The organism is Nitrincola tapanii, assembly GCF_008368715.1.
GTDB lineage: Bacteria > Pseudomonadota > Gammaproteobacteria > Pseudomonadales > Balneatricaceae > Nitrincola > Nitrincola tapanii.
This window is the reverse complement of the sequence record NZ_SMRS01000003.1, coordinates 293,656-306,939: the sequence shown is the minus strand read 5'-3', so window position 1 is coordinate 306,939 and position 13,284 is coordinate 293,656. Positions and strand designations below refer to the sequence as shown.

At 52.0% G+C, this 13,284-nt stretch carries 9 protein-coding genes; 5 read left to right on the top strand and 4 right to left on the bottom strand.

What is annotated here, in order from left to right; translation table 11 throughout:
- Positions 1–33 precede the first annotated feature (33 nt).
- Positions 34–1,644, top strand: coding sequence for an ABC transporter permease (locus E1H14_RS05780; RefSeq protein ID WP_200834043.1), 1,611 nt, complete (start codon positions 34–36; stop codon positions 1,642–1,644).
- Complete coding sequence (locus E1H14_RS05775) at positions 1,641–2,720, top strand: ABC transporter ATP-binding protein (protein ID WP_149390494.1); 1,080 nt, start codon at positions 1,641–1,643, stop codon at positions 2,718–2,720. The genes E1H14_RS05780 and E1H14_RS05775 overlap by 4 nt, the downstream gene beginning before the upstream one ends.
- 27 nt (positions 2,721–2,747) lie before the next feature.
- Here the strand turns inward: E1H14_RS05775 and E1H14_RS05770 are convergent, their stop codons facing one another.
- The 3 genes from E1H14_RS05770 to pilB all read right to left on the bottom strand — a co-directional run bounded on the left by E1H14_RS05770 (position 2,748) and on the right by pilB (position 6,660).
- Positions 2,748–3,608: a prepilin peptidase gene (locus E1H14_RS05770; RefSeq protein ID WP_149390493.1), complete on the bottom strand. Its 861-nt coding sequence runs from the start codon at positions 3,606–3,608 to the stop codon at positions 2,748–2,750.
- Between the two features lie 86 nt (positions 3,609–3,694).
- Positions 3,695–4,927 carry a type II secretion system F family protein gene (locus E1H14_RS05765; protein WP_149390492.1) on the bottom strand — a complete coding sequence of 411 codons (1,233 nt, stop codon included), beginning with the start codon at positions 4,925–4,927 and terminating at the stop codon, positions 3,695–3,697.
- A gap of 17 nt (positions 4,928–4,944) precedes the next feature.
- Complete coding sequence (gene pilB, locus E1H14_RS05760) at positions 4,945–6,660, bottom strand: type IV-A pilus assembly ATPase PilB (RefSeq protein ID WP_149390491.1); 1,716 nt, start codon at positions 6,658–6,660, stop codon at positions 4,945–4,947.
- Positions 6,661–6,754: 94 nt separating this feature from the next.
- On the opposite strand from pilB, the gene E1H14_RS05755 reads away from it, so the two are divergent.
- Both E1H14_RS05755 and E1H14_RS05750 read left to right on the top strand, forming a co-directional pair.
- Entirely contained in the window at positions 6,755–8,386 is a 1,632-nt protein-coding gene (locus E1H14_RS05755; RefSeq protein WP_149390490.1) for a sensor histidine kinase, read from the top strand.
- Complete coding sequence (locus tag E1H14_RS05750) at positions 8,383–9,789, top strand: sigma-54-dependent transcriptional regulator (protein ID WP_149390489.1); 1,407 nt, start codon at positions 8,383–8,385, stop codon at positions 9,787–9,789. Before E1H14_RS05755 ends, E1H14_RS05750 begins: the two co-directional genes overlap by 4 nt.
- Positions 9,790–9,799: 10 nt before the next feature.
- Here the strand turns inward: E1H14_RS05750 and ppsR are convergent, their stop codons facing one another.
- A complete protein-coding gene (gene ppsR / locus E1H14_RS05745; protein ID WP_149390488.1) occupies positions 9,800–10,621 on the bottom strand; it encodes a posphoenolpyruvate synthetase regulatory kinase/phosphorylase PpsR in 822 nt (273 codons plus the stop codon).
- Between the two features lie 204 nt (positions 10,622–10,825).
- On the opposite strand from ppsR, the gene ppsA reads away from it, so the two are divergent.
- Positions 10,826–13,195, top strand: coding sequence for a phosphoenolpyruvate synthase (ppsA, locus tag E1H14_RS05740; protein ID WP_149390487.1), 2,370 nt, complete (start codon positions 10,826–10,828; stop codon positions 13,193–13,195).
- The last annotated feature ends 89 nt before the right edge of the window (positions 13,196–13,284 follow it).

Below are 13,284 nucleotides of genomic sequence, written 5' to 3'. Positions count from 1 at the left end.
GGGCGTTTTTTATTTCGGCTACAGTGAGCAGTAATGAGTCACCCAGACGCCCAAATCAGTTCAACCGGCCCATTATTATTACGCAAACGGCCGCCTATTTTTCTTCTCGTGCCCGCTATTTTTGTAGCGGTCTGCATGTTCATTCCGCTTGTTTATCTTTTCGTGCGTGCCGGTCAGGCACAGCCGGATCAGTTGCTTGAGCTGGTTTTTCGTCCGCGTAATCTAGAGTTGCTATGGAATACTTTGCTGTTAACGGCAGGGGTTCTGATGATTTGTAGCTTTTTGGCCTTCCCCTTGGCTTGGTTGGTCACTCGAACCACGATTGCGGCTAAAGGTTGGTTGACGGTGTTAGCCGTGGTGCCCTTAGCCGTGCCGGGTTATGTCATGGCCTATGCCTTGTTGGGGATTGGTGGCAACCTGGGTGTGCTTTCACAGCTTTTTGGTATCCGCATCGCTAATATTTCGGGTTATTGGGGGGCAGTCTGGGCCTTGTCTCTGTACACCTTTCCTTACCTCTTTCTGAATTTGCGTGCGGCTTTAATGGGGCTGGATACCTCTCTGGAAGAAAGTGCGCAGAGTTTGGGATATTCGCGTTGGGAGGTGTTGTTGAAAGTGATACTGCCCCACCTTTTGCCTGCGATTTTAGCGGGTTATCTGGTGGTGGGCTTGTATGTGCTTGGGGATTTTGGGGCGGTGGCGCTTATGCGCTATGAAGCCTTCAGCTATGCGATTTTCACTCAGTATTCCGGTGCTTTTGATCGTATCTATGCGGCTTGGTTAAGCATAATGCTCTTGGCTCTCGCCGGGATGTTTCTGTTGATGGAAGCCTATGTGCTCAAGCGTAAACGCTTAGCCAGTGTCGGAAGTGGTGTCGGGCGTGCGGTTTCTCCGAAGCCTCTGGGAGCTTGGCAACCCTTGGCTTGGCTCTATGTGGCCTTTGTGTTTATGGCTTCAATCGGGATGCCGGTGGCGATGCTGGGCTATTGGTTGTTCTTGGCACCACCGGATATCAGTGTGTTTTGGCAGGTGCCCGTGACCTTCATGCATTCCGCTTTAGCGGCTATGCCAGCCGCGCTGCTCGCGGTCGTTTTGGCTTTGCCTTTGTGTTTCCTGTCGGTGCGTTATCCGTCTAGCGTGACGCGCCTGCTGGAACGGAGTGCTTATATAGGCTATGCCTTGCCTCCTTTAACCCTGGGGTTGGCGATGGTGTTTTTTGCCTTGCAGACCGCCTTCTTCTTCTACCAGACTCTAGGTTTACTCATCATTGCTTGGACGATTGCTACCCTGGCCTTGGCTATGGGGCCGATCCGCAGTGCGTTGTTACAGATGCGTCCCAGTACGGAAGAGGCGGCCTATGCACTGGGTTATACGCCGGCTGCAACCTTCTGGCATGTGGTTTTCCCGCGCTTAAGACGCGCGGTCTTGGCGGCTTTGGCGCTGGTTTTCCTTTTCTGTATGAAAGAGTTACCTATTACCTTTTTATTGGCGCCTACCGGTTACTCGACCTTGGCGGTCACGGTGTTTTCGCGTACAACGGAAGGCTTGATGGCGGAAGCGGCACCTTTTGCGGCCGCCATCGTCTTATTTTCAGGGTTGTCCGTGGGTATGGTGCTGAATCGAGAAGCTCAAAAGGGGGCGCGATGAGTCAAAGTCTGTTAGGTCAGGGTGGCGTTGAAATCGAAGATCCTCGCCACTCACCTGAAGTGCAGATAGAGGTGAATCAACTCACCAAGCTGTTTCGCCAGGGGGAGCGGGCGGCGGTCAACGGCATTTCGTTTACCCTACATAAGGGCGATATTCTGGCGCTTTTAGGTCCGAGTGGATGTGGTAAAACCACCACCTTGCGCATGATTGCTGGGTTCGAGCAGCCGGATTCCGGTCAGATTCTTTTGCAAGGCCAGGATGTGACGCGCTTGTCACCTCAGGCACGCAAAATCGGTTTTGTGTTTCAGGACTATGCACTCTTCCCGCATATGACGATTGCGCAGAATGTGGCGTTTGCCATGCGCCATCTTGCTAAGCGCGAGCGTCCGGCCAAGACGCGTTATTGGTTGGAGCTGATGGGGTTGCAGGGCTTGGAAAACCGCTATCCGAATGAGCTTTCAGGTGGACAGCAGCAACGCGTTGCGCTGGCACGTACTCTGGCGGCGGAGCCGGATCTGGTTCTTCTCGATGAGCCTTTCTCTAATCTGGATGCTTCGTTGCGTGAAACGACACGTAATGAGATGCGGGCGTTGTTTAAGCGTTCCGGCACAACGGTGATATTAGTGACCCATGATCAAGCTGAGGCGCTCACCTTTGCCGATCAGGTCGGCGTGATGAATGCCGGTCGTCTGGAGCAGTTGGATACTCCGCAGCATGTTTATCAGTATCCCTCTAACGCCTTTGTCGCACGTTTTCTGGGCCATACAAATCTGCTGTATGGGGATGCCGATAATGGTTTGGTCAAAACGGCACTGGGGGATCTGCAGATTGAGCCGGGTGTGGTCGGCCAGGTGCGTTTATCTCTGCGCCCTGAGGATCTGCATTTGAGTCCAGCGCCGACCTGTGATGCGGCGGCGCGTGTGATTTCCCGTGAGTTTCGTGGGCATGATTACTTTTACACGCTGGAGCAGGACGGCGTGCAGTATTGTGTCATCGCACCGAGCCATCATTGTTTTGATGTGGGCAGTTGGGTGAATATTAATGTGCTGCGCGGGGGCTCAGTTCTACCGCACTGATTTAACCCCCTGATTTAGCTCCCTGATTTAACCCAGGTACCAGGTGACGATGGGGCCGCCCCACAGGATGGCAACCCAGCCCGCAATCGCTAAATAGGGGCCAAAGGGCAGAGGATTGGCGGCATCATGTTTGCGTAACAGAATTAAAAGTCCGGCCAGTAACACGCCTGCTACAGATGAGAAAAGGATGACAAGAGGTAAGGTGGCGACACCGCCCCAGGCCCCTAGAGCTGCTAGCAGCTTAAAGTCTCCATACCCCATTCCTTCCTTGCCCGTAATGAGCTTAAACAGCCAGTAAACCCCCCAGAGGATGAGGTAGCCCAGCGCAGCACCCCAAACCGCATCATCCAGTCGTGTAAACAGCTCAAAGCTATTTAGCAACAATCCCAACCAGAGTAATGGCAAGGTGATCGCATCGGGTAGAAGATGGTGGTCGATATCGATAAAAGAGAGGGTAATTAAGGCCCAAGTCAACAACATCAGTGAAATGGAAAGGGTATTTAACCCAAATTGCCAGACGATAATCGCAACCAGAAGGGCGCTTAAGAGTTCGACGCACGGATAACGCATCGAAATCGGTGTTTGACACGCACTGCAACGTCCTTTCAGCCAAAGCCAGCTCAACAGTGGGATGTTTTCATACCAGGCAATTTGATGACCACAGTTGCGGCAGGCGGAGCGTGGCGTCGCGAGGTTAAAAGTTGACTCCGCCTTCGCCGTCTCGCCTGCGGCGTGACTGTCTTCCAGAGCCGCCTGCCATTCGCGCTCCATCATGATGGGTAGGCGATAGATCACAACATTTAAAAAGCTGCCAATCAGTAGGCTAAAAACAAAGGTGAGCGCGACAGCCAGCAAGGACTGCGCGGGGAGTAACTCAAACCAGATCATCAAAGCAGGGATTCCTAAGTCTATAGGCTGAACAGATTAATCAGCTTGGTCAGGTTGTGTAGCAAACTCAACCTATAGGATTGCATTTACACAACATTGCCAAGCTGGAAGATCGGTAGGTACATGGCAATGACCAAACCACCTACGAGCGTACCCAGTACGACCATGATCATGGGTTCCAGGAGGCTGGAGAGGTTGTCGACGGCGTTATCGACCTCTTCTTCATAGAAGGAGGCGATCTTGTCCAGCATGGTGTCGAGAGAACCGGCCTCTTCGCCGATGGCAATCATCTGTGTCACCATGGCTGGGAAAATGCCGGTCATATTGACGGCATTTTGTAAGGACTGGCCGGTAGAGACGCCGTTACGAATCTGGATGATGGCAGTGCGGAAAACCACGTTACCCGCCGCACCTGAGGCAGAGTCCAGGGCTGCGACTAACGGAACTCCTGCCGCAAAGGTGGTGGAGAGGGTGCGCGTAAAGCGTGCAATGGCAGCCTTGTAGAGAATTTCACCCAGCACTGGAATTTTGAGTACGCTGCGATCCACAAAATCAGAAAACTTTTGTGATTTCTCGCGCAGTTTGGTGAAACCGAAACCCGCTGCAATCGCCGCAAGCAGCACAATAAACCAGTATTTCTGCGCAATGTCCGACAAGCCGATCACAAACAGAGTAAAGGCGGGAAGATCGGCACCAAAACTGCGGAAGATGTCCTGAAACTGAGGCACGACTTTAACCAGCAGGATGGCAGATACCACGATACCTACCACGACCACGGCGGCTGGATAGGTCATGGCTTTTTTGATTTTTGCCTTGAGGGATTCAATCTTTTCTTTGTAGGTGGCGATACGATCCAGCATGGTTTCCAATGCGCCGGATTGTTCACCCGCGCGCACGAGCGAGCAGGTCAGGTCGTCGAAGTATTTAGGGTGGCGACTTAGTGCTGTAGAGAAGTCAGTGCCACTGCTCACATCGCCGCGAATTTCGTAAATCAGCTCTTTAAGCTTAATTTTTTCTGCACCGTTGGCCACGATTTCCAATCCCTGAATCAGAGGGACACCGGATTTCATCATGGTCGCCATCTGGCGCGTGAAAAAGGCGATATCTAGAGGCTTGATCGGTTTCGCTTTGCTGTTAAACAGGCTAAATGAACTTTGTTTTGCGACCTTGCCGGGATTGATGCCCTGCTTACGTAATAAGGCTTTGGCGGCCGCGATGTTTTCAGCATCGATTTTGCCTTTGCTTCTGTTCCCGCTGCGATCCTTACCTTCCCAGTTAAAGGTAAGTTTCTTTTTTTCCTTGGTGGCGGCGTTTGCCATCGACGTAGCTTCCCGTATCAGGTTTTAATCACGCGGTTCATTTCTTCGAGGCTGGTGAGGCCGTTGGCGACTTTGAGTAAACCGGATTGGCGTAGGGTTCGAAACCCTTGCTCGCGTGCCACACGAAGAATATCCAGCGAGTTGCCATTTTCCATAATACATTCTGCGATTTCTGGCGTCATGGCCAGCATCTCATAAATCCCCACACGCCCTTTGTAACCCTTATTACACTTAGGGCAACCCTCATGGTTGGCTTCAAACAAATGCAACTTAGGGATCTGCTCTAGCGTAAACCCTTCTTCAAGTAGGGTGGCTTCTGGAAGTGTAGTGGGTTTTTTGCAGGATTCACATAAACGCCGCCCAAGACGCTGCGCAATAATCAAACTGACCGAGGTGGCGACGTTAAAGGCCGGAACCCCCATGTTGCGCAAACGTGTCAGGGTTTCGGGTGCGCTGTTGGTGTGTAGTGTAGAAAGGACCATGTGGCCTGTTTGCGCGGCTTTGATCGCAATCTCTGCCGTTTCCAGGTCACGTATCTCACCGACCATGACCACGTCCGGGTCCTGGCGTAAGAAAGAGCGCAGGGCTTCGGCGAAAGTCAGGCCAACCTTGGTGTTCACATGTACTTGGTTAATACCGTCCATGTTGATCTCAACCGGATCTTCCGCCGTTGAGATGTTGCGTTCTGAGGTGTTGAGGATATTCAGGCCGGTATAGAGGGTCACAGTTTTACCGGAACCGGTGGGGCCGGTGACCAGGATCATCCCTTGAGGTTGGTTAAGAACCCGCAAATAAGCTTCTTTCTGGTCGGGTTCAAACCCCAGTGCTTCGACACCAATTTTGGCGCTGCTGGGGTCGAGAATACGCAGTACAATTTTTTCACCCCAAAGGGTCGGCAGGGTGTTCACACGAAAGTCGATGGAGCGATTTTTCGAAATTTTCATTTTGATACGGCCATCCTGAGGCACTCGGCGCTCAGAGATATCCATATTCGACATGACTTTTAAGCGTGCCGCTAGGCGTGAAGAGAGGTTCAGGGGAGGCTTGTGCACCTCTTGCAAAATACCATCGATACGGCAGCGGACGCGATAAGTCTTTTCATAAGGCTCAAAGTGAATATCGGAAGCACCGGTCTTGATGGCATCCATGAGCACCTTGTTAATGAAACGAACGATGGGGGCATCACTGGCGGCATCTTCGGCGCTTTCTTCCTCTTTATTGGCCTGCGCGTCTTCTATATTGATATTATCGAGGTCAGCATCATCTAAATCATCTAGAGCTGTGTTTTGCTGTTGATCTAAATATTTCTCTAAAGCGACTGCGAGCTTATCTTCCTCGACGATCACCACTTCGGTGATGACACCCGTGTGGAATTTAATCTCATCCACACCCTGAAGATTAGTCGGATCGGCGACCGCGACATACAGACGATTCTCGCGCTTCATCAGCGGGAGCATATGATGCTTGCCAACAAGAGCGTCGGAGATGATGTCCCTTGGGAAAGAGTCGTTAGGGATAACATTCAGGTCAAGCAGAGGAAGGCCAAACTCTTCGGCGGCGGCTGAGGCAGCGCGATGCGCACTGACGAGGCGTTGGCGGATGATGTAACTGACAAAGGGTTGGTTTTCAGCGCGGGATTTATTCAGCGCATCGAGAGCAACATCGTTTGAAAATACGCCGTCTGCAACGAGTCGTTTCGCCAGACCGCTCAGTGGTTGTGCGCCTTGTGCCACCTTAACTCCCTATTTGCGCTTATAATTATCGCCGAAGCAATCAAAACACAGAAAAGACAAGTTATCAATTGTCCTACAGCAAGGATTCGAACGCTTGATTGAACCCCCACTACGCCTTTGGCGCATTCTCAGGCTAGTCGCCATTTATCGACTCTTATTGGCACTACTGCTGCTGTTTCTGGGCATCAGCGGTTATCTGCCAGCGATGTTTGGTCAGGAAGCCCCTCAACTCTTTTTGGCCGTCACCCTGGTGTATCTGGTGCTCAGCTGTGTGATGCTCTACCCACTTTGGCGTCCGGTGTTGGGTTTTGCCCTGCAAAATACGCTGTATTGCCTCATCGATATTCTGTTTATCAGTCTGTTGATGTTTGCCAGTGGTGGTGTCAGCAGTGGCGTCGGCATGCTGTTGGTGATTAGTGTGGCAAACGCTGGCATGCTGGCCAGTGGGCGTATGGCGTTTTTTTTCGCCGCCTTAGCCTCTTTAGCCGTGTTGGCCGAAGGGCTTTATCGCGATTTGATGCTGAGCCAGGGGCAAATCAGTTATCCCTTAGCGGGACTTTTGGGGCTGACCTTGTTTGTCACAGCACTCTTGGCGCAAGTGCTGAGTAAACGTGCTCAGGATCAGGAGTTGTTGGCGCAGCAGCGCGGGATTGATCTGGAGAACATCTCACGCCTAACCGATTTTGTGATACAGAAGATGGCCACAGGCGTGATCGTCGTAGGGCAAACAGGCCAGGTGCGCTTGGTTAACCAGATGGCGCGAGATCTCTTACAGATCCAGGATAAACCCTTGGGGCAAGCGCTCAGTGAATATTCAGTAGAGTTGAATCTACAACTGCAACTCTGGAAGCATCATTTGGAAGCACGCCCGGCACGTAAATTGTTATTGCTCCCGCAGGGGCGAATATTGATGCAGATTTTGCCTTTTGGTGAGGTGAATAGAGCGCAGGGACGCCATGCTGTACTCATGCTATTGGAGCAAGCGGAAGCGGTCGAGGAGCAGGCACAGCAGTTGAAACTGGCCGCTTTGGGGCGTTTAACGGCAAGTATTGCTCATGAAATCCGCAATCCACTCAGTGCGATTCATCACGCCGGTAGCCTGTTACAAGAAAGCCCGTCGCTCTGTGCAGAAGATCAGCGCTTGACGCAAATCATTGCCGAACAAAGTCAGCGCATTAATCAAATTGTAGAAGATGTGCTGCAGCTTGGGCGCAGTAATCGACAGGAACCACAGGCGCTGGATTTGACGCTATGGCTACCTAGATTTGTACAGGAGTTTCACTCCTTGCACACTGAAGTCAGTTTGGATCTAGAGCTTGAGAGTGAAGCGGTGCAAGGTGAGGGGGGCTGGTCAGCACAAACGCGTGCTTGGTTTGATGCTCTGCACTTACAGCGTATTCTCACTAACCTCTGTGTGAATGCCGTGCGCCATGCGTTACAAGGTGAAGGTGAGGCAAAGGTCGTGCTTAAACTTGCTCGTTTGACCGCAACGCGCGCTTTTTTGGAGGTTTGTGATACAGGGCCGGGAGTCCCTAAAGCACAACGTGATCAACTGTTTGAACCCTTTTATACCACCGTCGCTAAAGGCACAGGCTTAGGCTTATATCTCTCGCGTGAGCTGGCACAAGCGAATCAAGCAGAGTTAAGCTATCGTGAGCAGGAAACGGGTGGAGCCTGTTTTCGTTTGACTTTTAATTGTAGCGAGAGTGCACAGGACTCAGCATGAATCCATTCAGTTCACCGGGTCGGGTGGCGGCTGAAGTGAAGCCGCGTGTGTTAATTGTGGATGACGAACCGGCGATCCGCGAATTGTTGGTGATGACGCTTAGGCGTATGAATATTGACTGCTTAGAAGCGGAAACCTTGGAGCAAGCCTTGGCGCGTTTGCAAGCGGCGTCTTCTAAAAATGCGGAACCGATTCATTTGTGTTTAACCGATATGCGGTTACCGGATGGCAGCGGTATGGAGGTGATACGCTTTATTCAGCAGTCTTGCCCTGGGGTGCCGGTGGCGATGATTACGGCACATGGCAATATGGAAATGGCGATTGAAGCCTTAAAAGCGGGCGCTTTTGATTTTTTGAATAAGCCCATCGAACTACCGGTGTTGCGCACCTTAGTGACCTCGGCTCTGCGTTTGCAAGAACCGGTTTTGCCTGCGCAGGGGCCGCAGTTGTTGGGCGTTTCACAAGCCATGGAGCAGTTGCGTCGTACGGCAGGCAAGTTGGCGCGTAGCCAAGCGCCGGTTTATCTCAGTGGTGAGTCGGGTACCGGCAAAGAGCGTGTAGCGCGCTTAATCCATCATCTCGGCCCGAGAGCCGATCAACCCTTTATCGCGGTTAACTGTGGGGCGATTCCCGCTGATCTCGTGGAAAGTGAGCTGTTTGGTCATCGTAAAGGGAGCTTTACCGGCGCCATGCAGAATAAGGCAGGTTTATTTCAAGCTGCGCAGGGCGGAACCTTATTTTTAGACGAGGTTGCGGATTTGCCGCTTGAGATGCAAGTAAAGTTGTTGCGTGCGATTCAAGAAAAAGCGGTCAGGCCGGTGGGGGCCCAGCAAGAGGAAGCGGTCGATGTGCGTATCCTCAGTGCCTCGCACCAGGATTTGGCAGAGCAGGTACAACGCGGGCGTTTTCGCGAAGATCTTTTTTATCGTATTCATGTGATTCAACTGCATCTACCGCCTCTGCGGGAAAGAACGGACGATATTCCCATTTTGACCGATCATTTCATCACTAAACTCTGTGCGGAAATGCAAATCCCCCCCTTATCCTTGACCACCGCGGCACGCCAGGCGCTAGCCACTTGGCCTTATCCCGGAAATGTTCGTGAGCTGGAGAATATTCTTGAGCGTGCGTTAACCCTCTGTGAGGGCAGTGTCTTGGATGTTGGCGATCTTTATCTACAGCGTTCAGTGAAAACGGCCACGCCCGCTTCAATGGCACAAGCCTTTGATTTTGATCAGGTGCAGGCACTGGGTCTGGAGGCTTATCTCGAAGCCTTGGAGTGTGAGATTTTGCGTGAAGGCCTCAAGCGTGCTGAGCAGAATAAAACGGCTGCAGCACGCTTGTTAGGCATCTCGTTTCGAACCCTGAGATATCGTTTGAAAAAGCTCGGGCTTGAGAACTAAGTGCGGCGGGCTAGACGATGCGCCGTGTGAGCCCCGCATCCGCCATAATTCGTGTTGCGATCTCTTCCACTGAAAAGTGAGTGGTGTTGATGGTGCCGATGCCGAGTTGAGCAAAACGCCGCTCAACCTCACGGACCTCAAACTCACACTGTTCGAGCGAGGCATAACGGCTGTTGGGGCGGCGTTCATGGCGAATGGCCGCGAGGTGAAAGGGGTCGATGGTCAAGCCAAACAGTTTATTGCGATGTTGCATCAACACATCCGGTAGACCGGAGCGCTCCAGATCATCGATCGTGATTGGATAGTTGGCCGCGCGTATGCCGAATTGCAGAGCCATATATAAACAGGTCGGCGTTTTGCCGCAGCGTGAAACACCGACCAAAATAAGATCTGCCTTGCCGTACTGTTGAATGCGACCGCCGTCATCATTGTCCAGGGCGAAGTTCACCGAAGCGATACGCTCTTTGTAACGACTGCTCTCATTAATGGCATGGGATTTCCCCACAGAATAGGAGGAGTGTAACTGCAGCTCATGTTCCAGCGGTTTAAGGAAAGATTCAAATACGTCAATTTTAAACGCTTGGCTGCTGGCCACTTTTTCACGTATGGCAGGATTTACAATCGTGTCAAACACGATCGCCAGCTCGCCATCCTGTGCGGTGGCGCTGTTGATTTTTTCAACCACATTCTGAGCTTTGTCGAGCGTATCGATGTAGGGCAGGGTGATCATCTCAAAATGGATGCCTTCAAACTGCGTCAATAAACTATTGCCGAGGGTTTCAGCGGTGATGCCGGTGCCATCGGAAATAAAAAAAGCGGTACGTTTTTTCAATTAAATCAGCTCCTGAGGGCTTGGGTCGGGCTGGATCGCATCTGCGCGAATCTGGGCGTTAGGATGTAATGTAATTAAATTACAAGCCTCTGCAGATCGGGATTTTTCCATTTAACTGCAGTATGATCAGCCGAAGATTTTAACACTGACGACATTATAAAAAATTACATCAAAGCATACAGCGTTATCACAGGAGAATGGACCTTGCAGGACTATGTTATTCGCCTGGAACAGGCGGGAATGGGGGATGTGGATAAGGTCGGGGGCAAAAATGCCTCTCTGGGTGAGATGATTCATCAGCTCAGTGATGCCGGCGTCAAGGTTCCCGGTGGGTTTGCCACCACCGCACAGGCCTATCGTGACTTTTTGCAGCATGGGGATCTGGCGGGTCGCATTCAGGCACGCCTTGATTGCTTGAACGTCGAAGATACGCGTGCCCTGGCGGAAACCGGCCGTGAAATCCGCCAGTGGATTATCGATGCCGAGTTTCAGCCGGAATTGGATGCGGCGATTGAAACGGCATATTACGAGATGCTGGGCGAAAGTACCGATATGGCAGTGGCTGTGCGTTCTTCTGCCACAGCGGAAGACCTGCCCGACGCTTCCTTTGCCGGCCAGCAGGAAACCTTCCTGAATATTCGTGGCTTGGACAATATCAAACACGCGATCAAAGAGGTGTTTGCTTCTTTATACAACGATCGCGCCATCTCTTATCGTGTTCATCGTGGTTTTGAGCACAGTGAAGTGGCTTTGTCGGCCGGTATTCAGCGCATGGTGCGCAGTGAGACAGGGGCATCGGGGGTGATGTTTACTCTGGATACGGAATCCGGCTTTCCGCACGTCGTGTTTATCACCGCCGCCTATGGTTTGGGTGAAACGGTGGTGCAGGGTGCGGTGAACCCCGATGAGTTTTATGTCTACAAGCCAACTTTGAAGTTGGGTGCGCCCGCCATTTTACGCCGTACGCTCGGCTCGAAAGCGATCAAAATGGTGTATAGCGGAGAAGGGCGTGCGGGCAATGCAGTCGAAACGGTTGATGTGCCGCGCGCCGATCGAGATCGTTTCTGTATCCAGGATGCCGATGTTGAAGCCTTGGCTCGCATTGCGGTGATCATCGAGCAGCATTATGGCCGCCCGATGGATATTGAGTGGGCTAAAGATGGGGATGATGGTGAGCTGTATATCGTCCAGGCCCGTCCGGAAACCGTGCGCAGCCAAAACAGCAGTGCGGTGATAGAGCGTTATCTGCTCAAAGAAAAAGGCAAGGTGCTGGTTGAAGGGCGTTCCATCGGCCACCGTATCGGCTCCGGGCCTGTTCGCATCGTGCAGAGCATAGATCAGATGCATGAAGTGCAGGCCGGTGATGTACTGGTGACGGATATGACTGATCCCGACTGGGAGCCGGTGATGAAAAAAGCCGCGGCCATCGTGACTAACCGGGGTGGACGTACCTGTCATGCCGCCATCATTGCCCGTGAGCTGGGGATCCCGGCTATTGTGGGTTGTGGTGATGCAACGGAGCGTTTAAATGCGCAGCAGCTGGTAACGGTATCTTGTGCCGAAGGAGATACGGGACGTGCCTATGAAGGCAAGCTGGCTTTTGAGCATCAGACCAACAGCGTGGAGTCCATGCCACAGCTGCCTTTTGATATTATGATGAACGTCGGGAATCCTGATCGTGCATTTGATTTCCAATCCTTACCGAATGCTGGGGTCGGTCTGGCGCGTTTGGAGTTCATCATCAATCGTATGATTGGTGTTCATCCGAAAGCTTTGTTGAACTATGAGCTGCAACCGCGTGATGTAAAACAGATTATTGCACGGCGCATCTCGGGTTATGCCAGCCCGGTCGATTTTTATGTCGATAAGCTGGTTGAGGGGATTTCAACGCTCGCCGCCGCTTTTTATCCGCGTAAGGTGATCGTACGTATGTCCGACTTTAAGTCGAATGAGTATGGTCATTTGATCGGTGGTGATCGTTATGAACCGGCGGAAGAGAATCCCATGTTGGGCTTTCGCGGTGCCGCGCGTTACATCTCGGATAATTTTCGCGACTGCTTCGAGCTGGAATGCCGTGCTTTAAAACGTGTGCGTGATGAGATGAAGCTCACGAACGTTGAGATCATGGTGCCCTTCGTGCGTACGCCAGGGGAAGCACGCCAGGTGGTTGAATTGCTGGCGCATCATGGTCTTAAGCGCGGAGATAATGGTCTGCGTCTGATCATGATGTGTGAGATTCCATCGAATGCCTTGCTGGCCGATCAGTTCCTTGAGTATTTTGATGGTTTCTCGATCGGCTCCAATGATTTAACCCAACTGACTTTGGGATTGGATCGTGACTCGGCCATCATTGCGCACCTGTTTGATGAGCGTAATGACGCAGTGAAAATGTTGTTGTCGATGGCCATTCAGGCGTGTCGCAAGTCGGGTAAGTATATCGGTATCTGTGGTCAAGGCCCGTCGGATCACCCGGATCTGGCGCGCTGGTTGATGGAGCAGGGGATCGATAGTGTGTCCCTGAATCCAGATTCTGTCTTGGATACCTGGTTCTTCTTGGCGAATGAAACCCCCTAATCAGGACAAGGGCGACTCAGTGGTTGCTGAGCCGCCCGGGTTTTTCTGTGTCTTGATCTAACTTCTGTTAAAATAGCGCAATTGTGTGT